An 18,741-nucleotide genomic window follows, 5' to 3' on the forward strand; every position below is an offset into this window, starting at 1 on the left:
CATAAAAGGAAAGACACACGGCTGAATACCTTTCTGCTGCAAAAAGAGGACACATACATGCACCTCATCTGTTTTGATCCATTTTTTACCCATTTCCCTCACCGGTGTACAGAGTCACCACACAATGTCTGTGAAAAGTCATTCCGGATGTAAGAAAAGAGCGTTACCCGTATCTAAAAAATCAATACCCCATATCCTACGCATTTCAATGAGACGGACAGGAATGCATGATATCTGAGGCTGATACACTCACAACCGCACTAAAAATGAAAAGAAGAAAATATTACCAGGATCCGGACAGATATCCGGATCAGCCAATATAGCTTAGTTCTTCCTCAGCCTTTGCGTTCTCAAGTTCCCGTATTTTTTCAACAATCCCTTCCATTTCAACGGCACGTTCTTCAAGTTTCGTGTCGTCGATGTCAAGGCCTGTCAGGGCGTTCAGAACACCAAGAACTGCATGTGCACTCTTGGGATCAACAATGTAGCCAGAGGTTTCCCCCATCAGGCACACACCTTCAATTCCACGCTCCGCTCCAAGACTCAGGAGAAGACCGGATGCACCGATGATTCCACCACCGGGTTCATCTTTCGAAAAAACCACACCCGCATCTTCAGCAGGCTCACGGAGAGAAATATTACTGACAGCACCAAAGACCTGAGTCTCCTCCTGCAAATGGCCTGTCCCATACCCTCCGAGGGTGTAAATCCGTTTAACACCCAGCTCCTCAGCAATGTCAAGATACGCATCTGTAAGCAGATAATGTCCCTCTCCGGATGCACTCTGAACGTCGCCTACAAGAAATGCAATGGAGTTACCATCGGTATTGACCAGGTACACCTCATTGCATGAAAGACGGGCAACACCATTATCATCGATCAAGACCTGCGGGGGGAAGAAAATAGATGTAATCTCTGCGATTTTTTCTGCACCAAATTCTTCAATCATATGCTCAGCGACAAGCTTTCCAACCTGGCCAACGCCAGGAAGGCCTTCAATGAGAATATCAGCATGATAATCCTCATCAGTGAGCATTTTTATACGAATATCATCCATAGCGAACTTTCCGTCGATATTTACCTAACCTGTCCTGTGGTGAATATCGGGCCGGATGTGCAGTCCGGGTTTCATTACCACATGCGGGACAGGAAAAATTGAGGGTATATGTTCCATCAGACGGACATCGTCTAATTTTTCCGGCCATTAATTTTTACCAGAACGTGCTTTCCGGACAAATTCTCCGGTGCCGCCGGCGCGTTCAACAACACCAACTGCAGCTTTTGCAACTTTGTTGATAGCCTTTTCAGCGGATTTGTAATCGTGTGCAGTCACCTTCACACGGTACTTTGGAGCACCGACATACACAAGTTCAATCTCAACCCCTTCAATACTGGGCTGAGCACTGCGCAATGCCCGGCGGATCACATTTACACCATCTGGTTTGTTAGAGGTCAGAATCAGATTTCCGGTAATGGTGACTTTAGATAATTTCACATTCTCATTGGCGACTAAAATCAGTGCATCTGCAACCTTTTTATCCAGATTCAGACGACTAAGAGTTGATTTTTCATCGACAATAATATCTTCAAATACCGGGAATAATGCTCCATATTCATGGTAGAAAACACTCTGTATCGATTCTTCATCAGCACCAGATGTTTCTGAGACAAATGAAATCCATTTCAGCGCTTTTCGTTCATTTTTCCATTCATGAACCTTCTCTTTGCGCTGATGATCATTTACATCCTTCAGCGAGAGATCGATATGGCCCTTAGATCTTTCAACATGAAGAACTTTACAGACAACCTTCTGTCCTTCACGGACATAATCCCTAATGTGCTTAATCCAGCCCCGGGCTACCTCAGCGATAGGTATCAGGCCTTCACGTTCATCATATTCGTCCAGAGATACGAATGCAACAAAATCCTTTACATTCGTAACTGTGCAGACAACAAGTTCACCTTCGTCGGGCCATTCTCTCTCTTGCATAGAATTACTCACTCAACTCTTCGATAATCTCAGCATGAATCTTAGCGTTTCCGCCTGATGGTTCTGCAAGTACACTTCCACATACAACACAGTCAACAGTTGTACTTGCCCGCTGGAATATGAGCTGTTCATTTTCACAATCCTGGCACTTTACTTTGTAGAAAGCGCTTCGGTTTTCTCTATTAATCCGTACCATTCTAATCACTCCGTGAGTTCAAATTTACCAGCCTTTACACCACGACGCAGATGTGCTTTGCCGCACACTGTGCATCGGTATCTTACATTAATCCGCTTCGTTGGCTTGTCGCCACCAGGAACCTTTGAGAATTTACCCATGTTCCCGACTTTCCCACGGCGTGCTTTCTGCCTGTCAATCCAATGAAGATGCATATTTTTCCCGCTCTTCACCTTTTCGACCTCATGGATCTCATGTTTCCTGCAATAAGGACAGTAGGTATTAAATTTCGTTGGCATTTTCATGGAATAAGCCCCTTCATGTGGATATTGAATCCCAATATTATTTACATACCTTAATATTTAAGGCTATGTTGCGTTCATAAAGTACCTGCGCATTCCTGAGAGGAAGCGAAACCAGGTCATCTTTAATAAGACTATATATTCTCCCGTCAGTCCCCATAAAAGGTTCGATATCGTCAAGGACATGAACAAGGTCATATCCTGCACTGACAGCCTCGGGTAATTCGGATTCATCGGGACGGATTTCTTCATCAGGGGATGTATCTGCCATCCCACCCTCAGAAACAGAAGGCAAAAGGGCCTGAACGGCTTTTGCCCTCTCAACCAATGCACCATCAATAAGAGAATGCCTGCACGTTGCGATTGCTGCATGAATGTCATCATACATCTCCCGCTCTTCAGGAATCATCTTCCGAAGTTCCTGGGCATCCACATAATGCGTATCCATCTGGTTTATGGCCATCTTCAGAATTTTTTTAAACCGCTCACGCGAAATATCATTCAGGGTTACCGTGAGACTGTCAATCTCATTCATGAGATCAGAGCCACGGTCAGTAAGAAAATTTTCAATAGACTGTGCTTCGGAGTAGAGTTCCCGTAACCTCACCTGGCCTTTTTCAAAAATATCCCGGGATATACCAGTGAGTTTCCCACTTTCCCGCTCGTCCAGAACAACTATCCGCAGGTCTTCAAGCTCCATATGTTATCAGCTCACCAAATATTACCAGTCATAAATCAGGAGCATACATCTCCCCAATTCCCCTGCAACAAAGAAAAACAGCCATTTCATCCGGCACCCTGTTTACCCCTTTCTCAATGGTATATACCTGACCCAGCATAGGCATTGTGAGAGAGAACGGACATTCCACAGAGACCATAGTTCCACCAAAATCAACGACTGCATCAACGAGAGGATCAAACTTTTCAAGATCTGCCACCGAAGCCAGTTCTGTGACACGGAAACCGGAACCACCATGAAGAGAACCCGGCGCACGGATCAAACGCTTAATGTCTGTTGTTACTGGTTCATCAGTAAGGGCAGCCTTTGAGAGAATAAGATGTTTCAGCGGTTCATAATCCTCTTCAATAAGTGCACGAAGCGCATTATTTTTCATCAAAGATGCCGGTGAGGAGACATCATTGACCGACGCAATCACTGTGTCGATTCCCTCAACGAACGAACGTGCAGATTCTTTGCCCACACCTCGCAGGGAAGAGAGATACTTCACACCATCCTTCTCCCCCATATCATGGATGCGCTGCAGCTCTTCGCGTAAAGAATCACGATACCGCACTGGCCATCCACCGCCCGCCCCCTCATGAGCGCTGAGCATGAAACCGGGGTCAATGCCGATAGCACAGACATAATCCACCAGTTCGCGACGCTGCGAGCTGCCCCATTCACGGATCTCAAGATCCCGGATATGGACATGATACCCACGCCCACCTGAAAAGACCAGCGACATATTGCGCTTTGAAAATCCAAGTTCATCGGTGAGCATATCGATCAGTTTCAGCGTCTCATCTTTCACCCGGGAGAGCATCGTATCATAGGACACTTTCTGAACAATGTGATCAGCATCCAGATCAAAGATAAGGTCCGCACCTGCCCATACTTTGTCACTCATCGTCGGAGCTGACGGGAGTTCATAGTATGCAGTGGAAAAATACATATGACGGGGAACAGTCACCCGGACATAGGATGCCAGCTCCTCGCGCGACTGAAAAGCCATATGCCGCCGCATCTTTACCTTTGACGTTTCATCAAAGGAGATAAAACCCCATTCACGCTGACGGAGCGATGGCGGCACAAATACCGGAGCATGCGAGTAGTAGGAAGCAAACTTTTGTCGGATATATTCACGAGTGGCAGGATTCATCCAAGCCTCTTTACCATATATGGACCTGATCGTTCATATCCATGTCTGGCATAATACGGCCGGACCCCGATTCCACTCATCACAGCAACCGAAAGATATCCATCTGATGCAGCCAGGTCTTCTGCTGCCTGCAGAAGGCACGCACCATACTGCCGGTGCTGCCACTCACCTGATTCGGTACCGACTTTTTCCAGGGGAACCAGAGACCCATACACGTGAAGTTCACGGATAATCGCAGATTCAGACAGTTCAGTCCGCCATGGATTCCCAGGATACCGCAGGCGTACAAATCCAATCAACGAGTCTGATGCCGTTATCGATATAAAATGTTCAGTACCTCCACAGCACTCATACGTCATCGTCTCAATTGCTGCTTCCCCGGTTGTCGGATTACGACCTGCTTCTCTGCACCGAATGCAACGGCAACTCCCACCCATTTCCTTAAGCCTCTTCTGGGCAAGCTGCCGGAAGTTACTGTGGTGCGAACCAGAGACGATCAGCTTTGCCGGGATATCACGCTGAACACGCTGAAGGCGGGTATATTCCGGGATGCATGATTTCCCAAATGCAATCAAATCAATCAGATCTTCTTCCGGATACGTTGCATATCCTCCTGCTTCCCACAGGGCTTCAATCTCTGAACCCGGAGTAACAAGTGTCGGATAAATCTTCAGAAAATCCGGCCGGTATGAAGGATTACAAAAGAGCTCTTCAAACATCCACCGGTCATCAGCCATTGTTGCTGAAGGAAGATTCGGCATGACATGAAACCCGACCTTAATCCCGGCATCCCGTAAATGGGTATTTGCGGATATGGTCTCTGCAATTCCATGCCCCCGACGGTTATATTCAAGAATATCATCTCTGAGTTGCTGCACACCAAGTTCGACTTTTGTCACACCGAGTAAGAGCATACTATCGATATGTTCCTGCTTACACCAGTCCGGACGTGTCTCGAATGTTGCAGCAATACAGCGTGCCCGGGCAGTCTCATTCCTGCGGCATACCTCTTCATACGATGAGCCGTCATCCGGGAGGACTGCACCACCAAACTCATTCATGGCACGGATACACGAACCCATAAAATATTCCTGATACGCCGGATCGCGAGCTGTCATAGTGCCACCCATTACAATCAGTTCAACCTTGTCAGTATGATGACCGAGGAGTTCAAACTGAAGTAGCCGCTGGCGGACCTGCACATATGGATCAAACTCAAACTGGCGGCCGCGCAGTGCCGCAGGTTCTTCACCGGTGTAACTCTGAGGTGACCCAAATGGATGATCCGGCCCACCCGGACAAGGCAGACATTTCCCATGAGGACACGGATGAGGAGATGTCATGACCGCAACAGGCGCCACACCAGATAATGTCCGGGTCGGTTTTACCTGAAGGATTAAACGCATTGATTCAAATTCATCATCTGTTGCCGCTGCAAGTATGACTGAATTTTTTGGAATTATTGAAAGCCGATATTCTTTGGCAACCTGAATCTTTACCTTCTGAACATCCGACGATGTAATCCCTGGAAAAGAAAGCCGGGAGATAATTTCCCGGAAAATAGCATTGTCCTGCATACCGTCTAATGACCGGCAATAATCTCATCAGGAGTCGAATACTCCTGATAATCAAGTGAAGCGAGACCTTTAGACTTCAGATATGAAACAAGTTCATCACCCAGCGTCAGAATTGCTTCCTTATGACAGGATTTATTTTTATGAATATGCACCGGAGAGATAGAGAAAGCATCATATCCGGGTGTGCAAACCTCGTCGCCATACGTAGACTCGTAGTATTTTTTCACATGGACAAAGAGCATGTGAAGATGTAGTAGTTCCTCTTTTTGCACCAAATCACCAATCCTTAGAATTACTACTAATCAGGAGAACATATAGTTTATTGGTGATCTTTATATCGCAGGTTTCACGTTCAATCGGAGCACTCGCAGGACTCGCCCTGGGAGACGCATTTGGCGCCCCATTTGAGGGGGGGCCCCCGCCGGAACACAACATCCACGAACCCGGTAATTTTGGGATAAATCCCATAATTTACTGGCAGTTTACTGATGACACGAAGCAAACACTTGCAATATCAAAATCAATACTCAAATGTGGACATTTTGACAGTATGGCTGCAATAAATGCTTTAATTGATGAATATGAACGTGACCCACGGTTCTATGGCCCAACATCAGGGAGGGTCTTTTCCATGATACAAAATGGGTGCGCTCCACTGGAAGCAGCACAAATCCTCTTTGAAGAAGAGGGCCGTGGCCGGACAAATGGCAGTGTAATGCGGGGTGTCCCCATCGGTATATTCTACCCTCCGGAGGAGGTTTGGGCGTACAGCCTTGCAGCTTCCCGAATCACCCATTTTCATCCGGTTGCCTGTGAGGCATCAGCAGTATTCAACACGATAATTTCATGCCTGGTGCGGGGCATGGACATCGCCGTTGCAGTTGACAGGGCAATTAATTCCTGTGAAATCAGGGACGTTCGCGAACGAATTATTTCACCGGAAAAATACCCGTTGAACCCATCCATGGATGCACTTGACACCCTCCACACATCCCTTTCCATCGCACTCAGTACTGATTCGTTTGTAGACGCAGTCACAGAGGCAGTTATGCTGGGAGGAGATACAGACACCATCGCTGCCCTTTCCGGAGCACTGAAGGGTGCAGAATACGGCATAGGATCACTCCCGGAGAAATGGCTCATGCATACCGAAGGTATCGATGAGGTGATAGCCTGCGGAAGAGCCCTGTGGAATATAAGAAAATACTGATCAAAACGGGCTCAGAAGAACCCTTTTCATCCGTTTTCCCAGATCACAGGAGATAACTCCCCCATTATCGATCTCAGCAATCCGATACCCTTCACCGGGGACGATGCCTTCCGGATTGCAGAGATCAAAATTGACACAGTCACTCTGTGTGCATCCTGCCTCGTAGGTAATTGTCGAATTGAGAATAGTACGTTCTGCTAAAACGGCAGCAGGGATCTGGGCCTCCACCACTTCCACCGTGTATGCACCATCCACATGGACATGGCAGGAATGAAGCGTAGCAGTCCGGACCCCGACAATACGATATCTCCGGTGAGGCAAAAGATTGTGACAGACCTTCCTGAGCCTGCAGCCTTCACATTCATGCACTTCCCCCTTATACACAAATTCAGTGCCCTCATGTGCAAGCGCCTTTCCTACCAGAGTAATTTTTGTATGTTCATTCTTTTCGGTCATTTTAGTCCTCATATAACATTGCAATCAACTGTTCCGCAACCTCTTCAGTGATGCCCATATCCAGAATGGTGAACCGTTCCGGCCGGATGCTACGAGCAAGAATCAGAGCCTGCGCCGCAGATTTATCATCAATTCCAATCTCCTTTGGTGTTGTCGGCGCCCCTATCTGTTTCAGAGACGTGCGAATACTCCTCCAGTCACCACCGTGCAGATACATCGTAATGATAGAACCAATACCACATTGTTCACCATGAAGCCCCTTTCCCGGAGCAATCTGATCAAGGGCATGACTGAACTTGTGTTCTCCACCTGATGCAGGACGCGAAGAACCCGCGATACTCATTGCCACCCCGGAAGAGAGCAGTGCTTTTATGACGGTCCATGCGCTCTCTTCAGCGTGGGGCTTTATGAGGTCAGCATTTTTACTGATTATTTCTGCGGTCATTCGGGAAAGTGCCATGGCATAATCAGAGATTGGCTCTCCGCGGAGGCGATGAGACAGTTCCCAGTCGAGAATGGCAGTATAATTGGATATCACATCTGCACACCCTGCCGCAAGAAGACGATGAGGCGCTGCGGCAATAATGCCGGTATCAGCCACCAGTGCAATGGGCGGGTTTGCCTCAAGAGATACACTCCCTCCTTTAACCGGCACTGACGCACGCGATGAAGCAATGCCATCATGAGACGCTGCTGTGGGAACACTGATAAACGGACGGCAACAGTTGTATGACACTATTTTTGCCGTATCAATTACCCTCCCACCCCCGACACCAATAAAAACATCCACGCCAGCCCCAACTTCTTCAGCTTCTGAAATTATTTCCGGGGATATTTTATCGACAATGAATACTTCAGCATCAGCCACCTCCTTAACCAGTGAAAGGACCCGACTCCCGGCAACGTTCATTGTCCCTTTCCCACTGAATATGAGCACAGAACCAGAGACCTGAAGATCCTCACAGACCTTCGGCAACTGCATAAGAGCATCATGACCAATGATCACATCACGTGGCAGCTGCATCCATTTTGATTTATCCAAAACAGGTGTTTTGAGTAATTTTATACCGTCAGGACTCATGTACTATCATTAAATGATGTGGGATTTTATATACAAATATTACGTTGGCCCGACACTAAACGGGGAACCCTATACCATTGTTGATACACTGACCTATGCAGTAATCCTTATTCTCGCAGTATATCTGGTTTACAGATGGCTGAAAAAGACAGGGATAGACATCGATCAGGAATTTATCGTTTCAACAATCCCCTTTGTCGTTCTCGGAGGGTTAATGCGCGTTGTCGAGGACACAGGAATAATTCCCCGGCCATGGAATGTCATTCTGGTAACACCCATTATCTTCTTTGTGATTTTTTTCATCACAATTTCCATCCTTGTGACTGCAAGAGCACTGGAAAAGAAGAGCCTCGTCAAATCATATACCAAAGCCTATGCTGCAGGTGGCGTATGCGCCTGCATCATTGCTGCGGCCGTTTTGGCCTATTTTGGCATCACTGAGACACGGATTGCCCTTGATGTTCTCGTAACAATACTGGCAATGGCAGCGGTCTCATCAGCGGCTGTCTGGGGTCTTCTCCGGTATGGACTAAAATGGACATTTACGGAGAATATCCTCTATAAGCTACTTATTTTTGGCCACATGCTGGATGCAAGTGCGACAAGCTTCGGTATCGAGCTCCATGAACTAACGTATGTAGAAGTGCATGTTGTCGGTTCCCATCTCATAGAAGCTACCGGCACCGCTTTTTCCATGTTTGCCCTGAAACTGGTTGTGATCATTCCTGCAATATATGTGCTCGAAATGTACAGAAAAGAAGGAAACAGTCAGTTGTGGCACCTTATCCTTCTGGCAATGATTGTTGTTGGAATGGCACCCGGCATCAGGGACATGGTAAGGATGATACTCTATGTTTGATGGCAGTTACCGGACAGCTGCAATCATAACCGTGGGAATCCTGATTCTCACGGGCGTTCTGGGGGCCTTTGCAGTTTATTCGGATAAATCAATTGGAGAAGAACTTATTTCCCTGATGAATGAGGAAGTCTTCAAAAATATTGAATCCGAAAATCCTGCAGTTGTTGCAGTAAACATCTTCGCAAACAATGCAGAAACGTCAATAATTCTTTTCATCGGCGGAGCATCCTTTGGTCTCATAACCCTCCTGATTCTTTCCATGAACGGGATTATTATTGGCATGGTAGTTGAATACGTCCGGCAGGAACAGGGACTCTATGTCATTCTTGCAGGAGTGCTGCCGCATGGAATATTCGAGATTCCTGCATTGGTACTTGCGGGCATGTTTGGTCTCCTTCTCGGTGAAGAATTATGGAAAGAACTGCATGGCACCGGGGATGCAATTTCCGCAGCACAACAATATGGAAAACGATTCCTCGGCTATGTCCTCCCTCTTCTTGGAATTGCGGCGATTATAGAGGGATTTATTACACCAGAGATCATACAGTTATTTATCTAGGATGATGAGTTATGCAGGAAGACAAAGGCGCACTCCCGCCAAAAGAAACATTCAGTGAATGGTACAATGACATTCTCTGGCAGGCAGAAATAATGGATGTCAGGTATCCGGTTAAGGGTGTGTATGTCTGGTTCCCCCATGGATTTGCGGTCCGAAAAGCGACCTATGCAATCCTCAGAGAATTGTTGGATAAAGATCACGACGAAACGCTGTTTCCACTATTGATTCCAGAAAATGAATTCATGAAGGAAGCAGAGCATATCAAAGGATTTGAAGAGGAGGTATACTGGGTCACCCATGGCGGAACGAGTGAACTCGATGTGCCACTGGCACTTCGCCCAACATCTGAGACAGCCATATACCCTATGTATGCCCTGTGGGTCAGGTCCCATGCAGATCTTCCAATAAAGCTCTACCAGATCGTTAACACATTCCGCTATGAAACAAAGCACACACGGCCACTCATCCGTCTGAGAGAGATAACATCCTTTAAGGAAGCGCATACCGTCCATGCAACATGGAAAGACGCTGAATCACAGGTAAATGATGCAGTGACCTTATATCGCACATTCTATGACAGGCTCTGCGTTCCCGTCATCATCTCACGCCGTCCGGAATGGGATAAATTCCCCGGTGCAGATTATACCATCGCAACCGATGTAATAATGCCTGACGGAAAGACCCTTCAGGCTGGAACGGTCCATCATCTGGGCGACCATTTCTCCCGTACATTTGATATCACATACGAGGACGCACAGGGAGAACAGCAGCTTGCATACCAGACATGCTATGGGATATCAGAACGCTGCATCGCGGCACTCATCAGTACACATGGAGACGACAAAGGACTGGTTCTTCCTCCGGCTGTCGCACCCGTACAGATTGCCATTGTTCCCATTATAATCAAAAAGCGCGAAGAAGAAATCCGGGCAGAAGCCGAAAAACTTGAAACTGAGCTTAAAGACGCAGGTTTCAGGGTTAAAACAGATTTCAGAAGCATTCGTCCCGGTGCGAAATATTATCACTGGGAGATGCGCGGTGTGCCACTCAGAATAGAGATCGGGCCACGTGATATTGATAATGGTGTGGTAATGGCTGTGACACGATTTGGAGAAAAAAATACTGTCTCGAGGGATTCTCTGATACCCGGTATCCAGACCATCATGAATACGTTCACAGAGGAACTGAAAGAACGGGCAGAACAAAAAGCGCAGGAAAAGATTTTTTCCGTTTCTTCTCTTGAAGAAGCACGTGAAGCAGCAGGCAAGGGAGTGGCAGTTATCCAGTGGTGCGGATGTGAAGAATGCGCAAAGACCATTGAAACAGAGATTGATGTCAGTGTTCTGGGCACTGACGTTCAGAGCAAATATATTGCAGATACTGCAGGCACATGCATCATCTGCGGCAAACCATCACGTCCGGCAATTATTGCACGGACATATTAATCCATTTTTAACATTCCCTTTTTTTCATACACCTTTTTCCCATCACAAATTTAATGGCAAAGGCGGATGGGATTGCCAATACAATGCAGGCCATATTCAGAGGGCTTTCCGTTGGCACCGGAGAAGAAGGCTTTGCTATGGGGATTTTATCCGGATCAGAAAGGGCGCCATCCACATCCACAGCCACAGGAATTGTTAAAATTCCATCCCCCCGCACATTGCCATATCCATCATATTGCGTGACAGTCATTACGTCAAGTGTCCTATCCCGCATTCCAGCAGGAACGGTACCACTCACTTCCACAGAGAGATATTCTGATCTCCCTGTGGATATTCGAGATACTATCCATTGATAAATACATTCTCTGCTTCCTTGTGAAATGTCTGAACCAGATTATTGTCAACAATAAGAAAATACTGCCATTTAGGGCAATTTAATCCTGTAAAGAGCTGGAGCGAGTCACTCCCCGGAAATGTCACCTCTCCTGACGAATCAAATGAAACACGTGCGGATACCCGAAGTAAATCCCCGGGAAAAACATTCTCCGAACCGTTTACCAAAATCTGATCAATAACAAATGAGGCCCCACTGGCGGAGACTGGAATAATTACTGTGCAAAAAAGAACAAGACCAGCAAAATGAGTCAGACGCATACACCATCTAACTTTCGCAATCCACTACATATGATAACAAAAAAAAAGATTGCTGTGGTGGCCCCACATCTCTGCCACCAAAGAGGACGAAATTAAATCTGCCACAATACTATTTATTGTTGTCTATTGATCATACAATTGGGAGCACACCACAGAGCAAAATGATCCACACCATATAATGGTTCCCTTTTGTTGAACTTCAGATTAGTCCATCAGAAATACAGCTGCTACAATGACAGATGTCCAGTCTCCATCATCCCCCACCACAGCACTCTTTGTCACATTCATGGTGCGCTCAAGTTCACTCTCAGAAATACTGCCAAACATGTCCTTTGCAAGTTTTTCCGCATATTTCCCGACCTGTTCAGGCCCCATACCAAATGAATGATGCTCAGTAAAGTACCCCCAGTGAGATTCCATATCTTCCGGAATTGCTACCCCCAGGGAAGCTGAAATTCTCCGGTGAGGTTCATTGGAAGACAGGCGCGAAAACACCGTGAAAACAATACTGCCTGCACGCAAATCCGGGAGTGCCTCTTCTTTTGATATAATTCTGCATTTCGGAGGGAGGATAGAACTGACGGTAACAATATTATAGCATTCAATGGATGCGTCACGCAATGCCATCTCAAATGAAGTCAGTTCATCCGGACTCCGGCCAGCACCGCAGGTAAAAAACACACGTTTTGGTACAAATCTATCGCTCATATTCACCACCAAATAAGTATATACGTTTGGCTGTGTGCTCACTTAAAAGAAATTGAAGTAACATATTAAGAATTTCCGGATTTAATTAAATATTGATTTTCAGTGTCAAAAAAAGGGAAGAGTAAATTGGAATTTACTCAACCTGTGTTACAAGCGGATGATATACTCTTGCAGCTAAATCCTTATCGACCATAAAGAGAATACTCATTCCTGTTTCATCACTGACCATATTCAGTTTTTCAAGAATGGTGCGTGCATTCTCCTCCTCCTCAACCTGTTCGTCCACAAACCACTGAAGCAGATTATATGTCGCATGATCATGCTCCTCATGTGCAATCTCAACAAGATTGTCGATCTTTGCTGTGACCAACTGCTCATGCTCATACTGAAATTCAAAAGCCATTTCCGGAGATTCCCAAAGGGAAGGCGGGGCATCAATAGCCTGAAGTTCTATTATTCCGCCACGGGAAAGGACATAATCATAAAATTTCATTGCATGATCACGCTCTTCCATTGCCTGAATCCGTTCCCAGTTTGCAAAACCACGCAGCCCGATAGAATCATACCAGGCAGACATGGAAAGATAAAGATAGGAAGAATAGAGTTCCCATTTTATCTGCTCATTGATTGCGTCAAGAATTTTTCCATTCATTGTGTTTCATCACCTCGTTCAGCCTCAACACCCCCCATTGACAATGCGCAATATAATAACCTATGGTCGGATAAGCCGGAAGTTACCTGCGCCCATCGATGAAGCGCATGACAAAGGACTGTTTATCCTCATATTTCTGCTGCAGGTAAGGGGTCCCTACGTGGAATGTGCCCCGTTTTTCCTGGAATAGTATCCCAAGGGCAATTTTTCCGGAATCGTTGTACCGGTATTCCCGCACAAGACGGCAGGCTGCATCAAAATCTTCGGGATTATGGCTAACAGGAACATACACCTGTTCGTCATACTCCTCTGTTTTATCCATATAACTTGCACAGATCTGGAGGATGTCGATAAATGAAAACCCGGAATGAGATATGCCATCATAAATGAGCTCTTTGAGTTCTTTTCCCCGCCGGGAATAACCCCGTGCAACAAAACTGCAGCCAGCTGAAAGAAGCAGTTCTGGTGGATTAAATGCGAGATCATTACTGGCATACGGGTTTGACTTACTATGATATTCACCGGGAGACGTTGGGGTAAACTGCCCCTTAGTCAGTCCGTAGACACGATTATTGTGTACAAGGACGGTCATATTCACATTCCGTTTTGCTGCAAACAGGAGGTGCGCAATACCCTCTGCATATGCATCCCCATCCCCCACACAGCAGATCACTTTCAGATCAGGATTTGCCATACATATTCCTGTTGCAAAAGAGACCGACCTCCCATGAAGGGAATAGAACGAATTAATATTCAGGTAATCAGCCATCTTTGCGTGGCAACCAATCCCGGAAACGAGCACCATCTTTTCACGGGGAGTGCCCTCTGCCTCCAGACGGAGAATGACATCTTTTAATGCATGCTCAATGGCAAAATTTCCACAGCCCGGGCACCACGTATTCTGTGCATCTGTTATGATTCCTGTTGTCATTCAGCAAGCCCCCAGAGATCTTCTATCAGTTGGTCCAATGTGAAAGGCCGCCCGTCAAACCGGGGCAATCTGATATCAACCGGAATACCATGCGCTTCACATATATCTGCCAGCTGACCGGAGAAATTATCTTCCAGCAGAAATGTCATGCGGGACCGGCTGGTTGCAGCAAGCATCTCAGTTTCCGGAAACGGATGCATTACTATAGGCTGAACAGATTTAATGCCAACAAAATTGGCTGCTTCCCGGCAGAGCGGAGCATTCGAACCCCATGAAATAAGACACATATCAGAATCATGATTCCCGGAAACATGAACCGGATTCAGACGGGAAACCGCCTCTTTCATTAATGGGATTTTTTTCATCTGTTTCCGGGTCATAGATGCGATCTGCATACCATCATCAACGGATATACCACGTTCATCATGTGATTTGCTATTTCCTTTAATCACAGAACCAGAAAGGGGCGGGGATGCATATAGAGAGATACCGTCTTCAGTATCCCTGTACCTCAGATATTCATCATGGCCTTCCCAAAGAGGGACAGAAACAGGTGTTATTGCCGGTAAAAATTCAGGATCGACCGTGTATACCCCCTCTGACAGAACCCTGTCCGTCATCAGAATGGAAGGCACCTGAAACTGCCAGGATAATGACAATGCATGGCCTGCCCATTCAAATGCCTGCTGTGCATCCCCCGGAGCAAAAACAAATCGGGGGAACTCACCATGACCAGCATGAATCGCAAAATGAAGGTCTGACTGAGCAGTATATGTCGGAGTACCGGTGGAAGGGCCACTTCTCTGTGCAAGAACAATGGTAATCGGGATTTCCGCCATACCTGCCATTGAAAGAGCCTCTGTCATCAGGCAGAAACCACCCCCCGATGTGCCAACAGCAGTTTTTGCCCCGGCATATACCATCCCTTCTGCCATTGTTACAACTGCTATTTCACTCTCCGGCTGAAAAACCTGTACACCCGTCTCACCGGAAGCTGCCGCCATGAAATGAAGAATACCGGTAGAAGGGCTCATTGGATAGGCAATATATCCATTGAGCCCGGCAGAAAGCAAACCAAGAGAAACAGCTTCATTTCCAGAGAGAATAATCCCCGGTGACTGATGTATCCGCTTTACTTCTCTCTTCTCTTCCTGCATCTGAAATGCATCCCTCGCAATCTCAAGGTTTTTTTCGGTGAATTTATGCATCTCATGTGAAATAACCGATGCAAATTCTTCCCATTCCATACCTAAAGCAAACGCCAGAGCACCGATCATTACAGTGTTCTCCATGACCGCCGACCCACCGTTCTTCTCAACAATTCTCTTCAGAGGGATTCCGGAACCGACATCTGACTGCACGCTATCGGAGTTATAAATAATCAGGGCATCACGTTTGCAGTCATTCTGATGACGCCGAAGTGTTGTCAGATCCATTGCCAGGAGAATATCAATTCCCGAACGATGTGTTCCTATAGGATGGTTACTGGCGCGGATAACTGAAAAATTGTGTCCGCCGCGTATCAGTGACGGATAATCATAATACATATATACATAATATCCCAGGGTGGTGAAAATGCGGGCAATTGTCTGGCCCGCAACATTAATTCCATCCCCCGCTTTCCCCCCAATCAGAACAGAACACTCATCCATTGAACAGTCATCTCCTCTGAACCTGCATAGAGATGAAAAATAGATAATGGTTGCGTATTTCAGAAACACGCATTACTGAACTATTGTATTTTTACTCCTGCACAATTGCCGAAGCCTCTTCATCAAAAGGATTGGTTCTGAGGGCAAGAGAAAACATATATGGATAACTGTTCTTCAGATATTCCATATATCTGACCCATTCACTGACGAGTTCTTTATAAACCCGGTCAATATCTCCTCCGATATGCTGGCAGTCACTTTCAGGAAGGCAGTCAAAACCGGGACGGCGCTGCAGTTCTTCATTCAGATGGAATACGGCACGCAAAAGTTCGGTGAATTTCTGATTTTCCAGAAGGACAGGATTTTCAAGCAGACGAAGGAGAAAATCACGTTTCTGCATTAGAAACCGGTCCATTTCAGCAAGATCGATTTCTCTCCAGTTAACAGAAAAGGAGTGACCATCAATTGATGCTGATGCACTACGAAAACGCTCTGCCCCCCAGTCATTACCAATAATAAGCTTATTTCGCAGATCAGAAGATTCTTCATCATAATCAGAAAGGACGGTAAGGAGGTTGTTCCCCACTTCAGCAAAGAACGTCCCGATAACCATATTGAGTTTCTGCATTTTTTCCTGATGTGAACGGATGGTCAGCAGATGATTGAGCACCACGGTCACCAGAAGAACACTGATTGGAAGAAATCCTATTGCATTAAAGAGATAATCAATGGTATTTTCCGGATTATGGCGCAGAAGCATTTTTGTTGAATAAATGATTACGGATGCTGCCACCAGAAAAAGTGCAAGTTTCATCTCCCAGGTGCCTAATTTTTTCATATTTTGTTCATCTCCGTGAAAATATGCTGTGTATTCATACCACTATTCAGATACCAGACGTCCGATAAGATTAAATACAGAATTTCCATATGGAATGATATGATTAAAAAGGCATCAATTGTTCTAATTGTTTTTGTCATCGGAATGGTATGTATCGCCGGGTGCACTTCAGATACCGGTGAAGCCACACCTACCGCCACACCCACACCTCTGCCTCCTGTGCAGACACCGGTTTCAACAACACAGGCAGCACCTGACCTTATGCCCCAGCCAACCGATGTTGTGCCAACAACACTGTTTGTAGATGTAGCTACTTCTAAAGACCCGATAACAGGAGACATCACCGTCACATTCAGGGGCGGAAAAGGCCAGAATCAGGTCAATGAGATAAAAGCAGTTGTGATGTCAGGCACCGGCGCTACAACCACTAAATACATCGAACCCAATGTGAACGCTGAAGCAGTATTTACGGTGGAGGACGGAGAGGCAACACGGGGAGAGGACAGGATCACGGTCACGGCATCTTTCTACGATGGCTCAAGCTACAGAATTTATGATGACGTCCTTTCCAGAAGCAGGACGACAAGCTGAAAAATGATGATTACTGATCATCATCCGTTTTTTTGACAATCCAGTGCAGAAGAATGCCCTCATCAATTCTTTCGGCATCTTTGAGGACAAGGGAGGGAAAATCAGCTTCATTGATATACCCTTCACCATCTGCAGGAGTGGGTGCATCTCTCCCGCCGATGACCACATTCCCGATACAGGTAAACAATTCATCCACAAGCCCCTCTGCAAAGAGAGACCAAATCAGAGTGCCGCCCCCCTCAACCATGAGGCTCTGAATCCCAAGAGTCCCCAGATATTCCAGAAAATTGGATAAATCAACCCGTTCATCCCCAAAAACGGCAATTTCAGCATATTCTGAGAGGACAGCAGTTTTTTCGGGGTTTGCAGAACCTGAAACAGCAATAATTCTTGTGCCCGGCCCTTTATGAAGAATATCTGCACTCACAGGTGTTCTTGCCCCGCTGTCAATGACAATACGAACGGGATTTTCATCCCTGCCGCCATCTGCTCTCTTTTTTTTGAGAAGAGCATCTTTAACGGTCAGGGAAGGGTCATCAGCAAGTACTGTCCCTATCCCTACCATGATCGCATCACACTGTGACTTTATCAGATCAACACGTCTGAAATCAGCATCTCCTGATATTCGGACCTGTCTGCGTTCTTTTGTTGAAAGTTTACCATCTGCACTCATCGCCAGATTAACAAACACATGAGGGCGCATACAATAGCATTTATTCACGCCCGGATTTAGACATGTTGGTATCAGAGCTTTGTGTACCGCATACAACAAGGGAAAGAGACAGGGAATTCATGCAATACCGCATCCCATCTGGCAGGGGTCCATCATCAAAGACATGCCCAAGATGTGCTTTGCACCGACGGCAGAGTACCTCTGTGCGAACCATCCCAAGTGAACTGTCCTCATGCAGTTCAGTATTATCCGGGTGGACAGGACGGGAAAAACTTGGCCACCCAGTCCCTGAATCAAATTTATCACCGGAAAAGAAAAGGTGGGTTTTGCAACAGGCACACGCATACACTCCCTCATCATGACAATCAGCATATATTCCGCTGAAAGGAGGTTCAGTCCCTGACTGCCGCGCAACACGAAACACATCCGGAGAAAGAATATGTTTCCATTCTTCATCTGTCCGGATTATCGGTTTGGCACTGTACATCACACCTGAACATGGATCAAA

General features: G+C 46.3%; 24 protein-coding genes. 5 read left to right on the plus strand and 19 right to left on the minus strand.

Annotation, left to right across the window (positions count from 1 at the left end; translation table 11 throughout):
* Positions 1-310: 310 nt before the first annotated feature.
* Genes L0665_RS00250 through L0665_RS00290 form a run of 9 tightly spaced genes read right to left on the minus strand, consistent with a single transcriptional unit; the run spans position 311 to position 6,196 of the window.
* Entirely contained in the window at positions 311-1,057 is a 747-nt protein-coding gene (locus tag L0665_RS00250; RefSeq protein WP_274923718.1) for a proteasome assembly chaperone family protein, read from the minus strand.
* The gene (locus L0665_RS00255; protein ID WP_274923719.1) at positions 1,050-1,205 is read right to left on the minus strand and encodes an RNA-protein complex protein Nop10; all 156 of its coding nucleotides are present in this window, start codon (positions 1,203-1,205) and stop codon (positions 1,050-1,052) included. Before L0665_RS00255 ends, L0665_RS00250 begins: the two co-directional genes overlap by 8 nt.
* Positions 1,205-1,990, minus strand: a complete 786-nt coding sequence (locus L0665_RS00260) for a translation initiation factor IF-2 subunit alpha (RefSeq protein ID WP_274923720.1) — start codon at positions 1,988-1,990, stop codon at positions 1,205-1,207. Before L0665_RS00260 ends, L0665_RS00255 begins: the two co-directional genes overlap by 1 nt.
* Before the next feature lie 4 nt (positions 1,991-1,994).
* The gene (locus L0665_RS00265; RefSeq protein WP_274923721.1) at positions 1,995-2,186 is read right to left on the minus strand and encodes a 30S ribosomal protein S27e; all 192 of its coding nucleotides are present in this window, start codon (positions 2,184-2,186) and stop codon (positions 1,995-1,997) included.
* A gap of 5 nt (positions 2,187-2,191) precedes the next feature.
* Positions 2,192-2,470, minus strand: coding sequence for a 50S ribosomal protein L44e (locus L0665_RS00270; protein ID WP_274923722.1), 279 nt, complete (start codon positions 2,468-2,470; stop codon positions 2,192-2,194).
* Positions 2,471-2,507: 37 nt separating this feature from the next.
* The gene (locus L0665_RS00275; RefSeq protein WP_274923723.1) at positions 2,508-3,167 is read right to left on the minus strand and encodes a hypothetical protein; all 660 of its coding nucleotides are present in this window, start codon (positions 3,165-3,167) and stop codon (positions 2,508-2,510) included.
* A gap of 28 nt (positions 3,168-3,195) precedes the next feature.
* The gene (gene priS, locus L0665_RS00280; RefSeq protein WP_274923724.1) at positions 3,196-4,347 is read right to left on the minus strand and encodes a DNA primase catalytic subunit PriS; all 1,152 of its coding nucleotides are present in this window, start codon (positions 4,345-4,347) and stop codon (positions 3,196-3,198) included.
* Entirely contained in the window at positions 4,344-5,924 is a 1,581-nt protein-coding gene (locus L0665_RS00285; RefSeq protein ID WP_274923725.1) for a tRNA uridine(34) 5-carboxymethylaminomethyl modification radical SAM/GNAT enzyme Elp3, read from the minus strand. Before L0665_RS00285 ends, priS begins: the two co-directional genes overlap by 4 nt.
* A gap of 5 nt (positions 5,925-5,929) precedes the next feature.
* On the minus strand, positions 5,930-6,196 hold the full coding sequence (locus L0665_RS00290; protein WP_274923745.1) for a UPF0058 family protein: 267 nt from the start codon (positions 6,194-6,196) through the stop codon (positions 5,930-5,932).
* 53 nt (positions 6,197-6,249) lie between these two features.
* Between L0665_RS00290 and L0665_RS00295 the strand changes: the two genes are divergently transcribed.
* Positions 6,250-7,134 carry an ADP-ribosylglycohydrolase family protein gene (locus L0665_RS00295; protein ID WP_274923746.1) on the plus strand — a complete coding sequence of 295 codons (885 nt, stop codon included), beginning with the start codon at positions 6,250-6,252 and terminating at the stop codon, positions 7,132-7,134.
* On the opposite strand, the gene L0665_RS00300 is transcribed toward L0665_RS00295, so the two are convergent.
* Together L0665_RS00300 and L0665_RS00305 are read right to left on the minus strand one after the other, a co-directional pair.
* Positions 7,135-7,590, minus strand: a complete 456-nt coding sequence (locus L0665_RS00300) for a UPF0179 family protein (RefSeq protein ID WP_274923726.1) — start codon at positions 7,588-7,590, stop codon at positions 7,135-7,137. It abuts the gene before it with no gap.
* A 1-nt stretch (position 7,591) separates the two neighbouring features.
* Entirely contained in the window at positions 7,592-8,671 is a 1,080-nt protein-coding gene (locus tag L0665_RS00305) for an NAD(P)-dependent glycerol-1-phosphate dehydrogenase (RefSeq protein WP_274923727.1), read from the minus strand.
* Positions 8,672-8,684: 13 nt separating this feature from the next.
* Here L0665_RS00305 and L0665_RS00310 point away from each other — a divergent pair, with 13 nt between their 5' ends.
* Genes L0665_RS00310 through proS form a run of 3 tightly spaced genes read left to right on the plus strand, consistent with a single transcriptional unit; the run spans position 8,685 to position 11,534 of the window.
* Positions 8,685-9,530, plus strand: coding sequence for a DUF63 family protein (locus L0665_RS00310; RefSeq protein ID WP_274923728.1), 846 nt, complete (start codon positions 8,685-8,687; stop codon positions 9,528-9,530).
* Entirely contained in the window at positions 9,523-10,089 is a 567-nt protein-coding gene (locus tag L0665_RS00315) for a stage II sporulation protein M (protein ID WP_274923729.1), read from the plus strand. Before L0665_RS00310 ends, L0665_RS00315 begins: the two co-directional genes overlap by 8 nt.
* Positions 10,090-10,100: 11 nt before the next feature.
* Entirely contained in the window at positions 10,101-11,534 is a 1,434-nt protein-coding gene (gene proS, locus L0665_RS00320) for a proline--tRNA ligase (RefSeq protein WP_274923730.1), read from the plus strand.
* A 7-nt stretch (positions 11,535-11,541) separates the two neighbouring features.
* Here the strand turns inward: proS and L0665_RS00325 are convergent, their stop codons facing one another.
* The 6 genes from L0665_RS00325 to L0665_RS00350 all read right to left on the minus strand — a co-directional run bounded on the left by L0665_RS00325 (position 11,542) and on the right by L0665_RS00350 (position 16,969).
* Positions 11,542-11,808, minus strand: coding sequence for a hypothetical protein (locus tag L0665_RS00325; RefSeq protein ID WP_274923731.1), 267 nt, complete (start codon positions 11,806-11,808; stop codon positions 11,542-11,544).
* 584 nt (positions 11,809-12,392) lie between these two features.
* On the minus strand, positions 12,393-12,896 hold the full coding sequence (locus L0665_RS00330) for a pyruvoyl-dependent arginine decarboxylase (protein WP_274923732.1): 504 nt from the start codon (positions 12,894-12,896) through the stop codon (positions 12,393-12,395).
* Positions 12,897-13,029: 133 nt separating this feature from the next.
* The gene (locus tag L0665_RS00335; RefSeq protein ID WP_274923733.1) at positions 13,030-13,548 is read right to left on the minus strand and encodes a ferritin; all 519 of its coding nucleotides are present in this window, start codon (positions 13,546-13,548) and stop codon (positions 13,030-13,032) included.
* A gap of 82 nt (positions 13,549-13,630) precedes the next feature.
* Positions 13,631-14,479, minus strand: coding sequence for a thiamine pyrophosphate-dependent enzyme (locus tag L0665_RS00340; RefSeq protein WP_274923734.1), 849 nt, complete (start codon positions 14,477-14,479; stop codon positions 13,631-13,633).
* Complete coding sequence (locus L0665_RS00345; protein WP_274923735.1) at positions 14,476-16,131, minus strand: 2-oxoacid:acceptor oxidoreductase subunit alpha; 1,656 nt, start codon at positions 16,129-16,131, stop codon at positions 14,476-14,478. Before L0665_RS00345 ends, L0665_RS00340 begins: the two co-directional genes overlap by 4 nt.
* A 91-nt stretch (positions 16,132-16,222) precedes the next feature.
* Positions 16,223-16,969, minus strand: coding sequence for a hypothetical protein (locus L0665_RS00350; RefSeq protein ID WP_274923736.1), 747 nt, complete (start codon positions 16,967-16,969; stop codon positions 16,223-16,225).
* A gap of 99 nt (positions 16,970-17,068) precedes the next feature.
* Here L0665_RS00350 and L0665_RS00355 point away from each other — a divergent pair, with 99 nt between their 5' ends.
* Positions 17,069-17,560 carry a hypothetical protein gene (locus L0665_RS00355; RefSeq protein ID WP_274923737.1) on the plus strand — a complete coding sequence of 164 codons (492 nt, stop codon included), beginning with the start codon at positions 17,069-17,071 and terminating at the stop codon, positions 17,558-17,560.
* A 10-nt stretch (positions 17,561-17,570) separates the two neighbouring features.
* On the opposite strand, the gene L0665_RS00360 is transcribed toward L0665_RS00355, so the two are convergent.
* Together L0665_RS00360 and msrB are read right to left on the minus strand one after the other, a co-directional pair.
* Complete coding sequence (locus L0665_RS00360; protein ID WP_274923738.1) at positions 17,571-18,263, minus strand: 2,5-diamino-6-(ribosylamino)-4(3H)-pyrimidinone 5'-phosphate reductase; 693 nt, start codon at positions 18,261-18,263, stop codon at positions 17,571-17,573.
* 10 nt (positions 18,264-18,273) lie between these two features.
* Positions 18,274-18,741: peptide-methionine (R)-S-oxide reductase MsrB (msrB, locus tag L0665_RS00365; protein ID WP_476738645.1), on the minus strand; the 468-nt coding region annotated here is incomplete at its 5' end.

The sequence above is a fragment of the Methanogenium marinum genome, assembly GCF_028912405.1.
In the GTDB taxonomy this organism is placed as follows: domain Archaea; phylum Halobacteriota; class Methanomicrobia; order Methanomicrobiales; family Methanomicrobiaceae; genus Methanogenium; species Methanogenium marinum.

What these genes read in the sequence shown, in the direction of transcription:
- L0665_RS00250 (WP_274923718.1), bottom strand. Translation starts at nt 1,057, where the DNA reads ATGGATGATATTCGTATAAAAATGCTCACTGATGAGGATTATCATGCT.
- L0665_RS00255 (WP_274923719.1), bottom strand. Translation starts at nt 1,205, where the DNA reads ATGGCCGGAAAAATTAGACGATGTCCGTCTGATGGAACATATACCCTC.
- L0665_RS00260 (WP_274923720.1), bottom strand. Translation starts at nt 1,990, where the DNA reads ATGCAAGAGAGAGAATGGCCCGACGAAGGTGAACTTGTTGTCTGCACA.
- L0665_RS00265 (WP_274923721.1), bottom strand. Translation starts at nt 2,186, where the DNA reads ATGGTACGGATTAATAGAGAAAACCGAAGCGCTTTCTACAAAGTAAAG.
- L0665_RS00270 (WP_274923722.1), bottom strand. Translation starts at nt 2,470, where the DNA reads ATGAAAATGCCAACGAAATTTAATACCTACTGTCCTTATTGCAGGAAA.
- L0665_RS00275 (WP_274923723.1), bottom strand. Translation starts at nt 3,167, where the DNA reads ATGGAGCTTGAAGACCTGCGGATAGTTGTTCTGGACGAGCGGGAAAGT.
- priS (WP_274923724.1), bottom strand. Translation starts at nt 4,347, where the DNA reads ATGAATCCTGCCACTCGTGAATATATCCGACAAAAGTTTGCTTCCTAC.
- L0665_RS00285 (WP_274923725.1), bottom strand. Translation starts at nt 5,924, where the DNA reads ATGCAGGACAATGCTATTTTCCGGGAAATTATCTCCCGGCTTTCTTTT.
- L0665_RS00300 (WP_274923726.1), bottom strand. Translation starts at nt 7,590, where the DNA reads ATGACCGAAAAGAATGAACATACAAAAATTACTCTGGTAGGAAAGGCG.
- L0665_RS00305 (WP_274923727.1), bottom strand. Translation starts at nt 8,671, where the DNA reads ATGAGTCCTGACGGTATAAAATTACTCAAAACACCTGTTTTGGATAAA.
- L0665_RS00310 (WP_274923728.1), top strand. Translation starts at nt 8,685, where the DNA reads ATGATGTGGGATTTTATATACAAATATTACGTTGGCCCGACACTAAAC.
- L0665_RS00315 (WP_274923729.1), top strand. Translation starts at nt 9,523, where the DNA reads ATGTTTGATGGCAGTTACCGGACAGCTGCAATCATAACCGTGGGAATC.
- proS (WP_274923730.1), top strand. Translation starts at nt 10,101, where the DNA reads ATGCAGGAAGACAAAGGCGCACTCCCGCCAAAAGAAACATTCAGTGAA.
- L0665_RS00325 (WP_274923731.1), bottom strand. Translation starts at nt 11,808, where the DNA reads ATGCGGGATAGGACACTTGACGTAATGACTGTCACGCAATATGATGGA.
- L0665_RS00330 (WP_274923732.1), bottom strand. Translation starts at nt 12,896, where the DNA reads ATGAGCGATAGATTTGTACCAAAACGTGTGTTTTTTACCTGCGGTGCT.
- L0665_RS00335 (WP_274923733.1), bottom strand. Translation starts at nt 13,548, where the DNA reads ATGAATGGAAAAATTCTTGACGCAATCAATGAGCAGATAAAATGGGAA.
- L0665_RS00340 (WP_274923734.1), bottom strand. Translation starts at nt 14,479, where the DNA reads ATGACAACAGGAATCATAACAGATGCACAGAATACGTGGTGCCCGGGC.
- L0665_RS00345 (WP_274923735.1), bottom strand. Translation starts at nt 16,131, where the DNA reads ATGGATGAGTGTTCTGTTCTGATTGGGGGGAAAGCGGGGGATGGAATT.
- L0665_RS00350 (WP_274923736.1), bottom strand. Translation starts at nt 16,969, where the DNA reads ATGAAAAAATTAGGCACCTGGGAGATGAAACTTGCACTTTTTCTGGTG.
- L0665_RS00355 (WP_274923737.1), top strand. Translation starts at nt 17,069, where the DNA reads ATGATTAAAAAGGCATCAATTGTTCTAATTGTTTTTGTCATCGGAATG.
- L0665_RS00360 (WP_274923738.1), bottom strand. Translation starts at nt 18,263, where the DNA reads ATGCGCCCTCATGTGTTTGTTAATCTGGCGATGAGTGCAGATGGTAAA.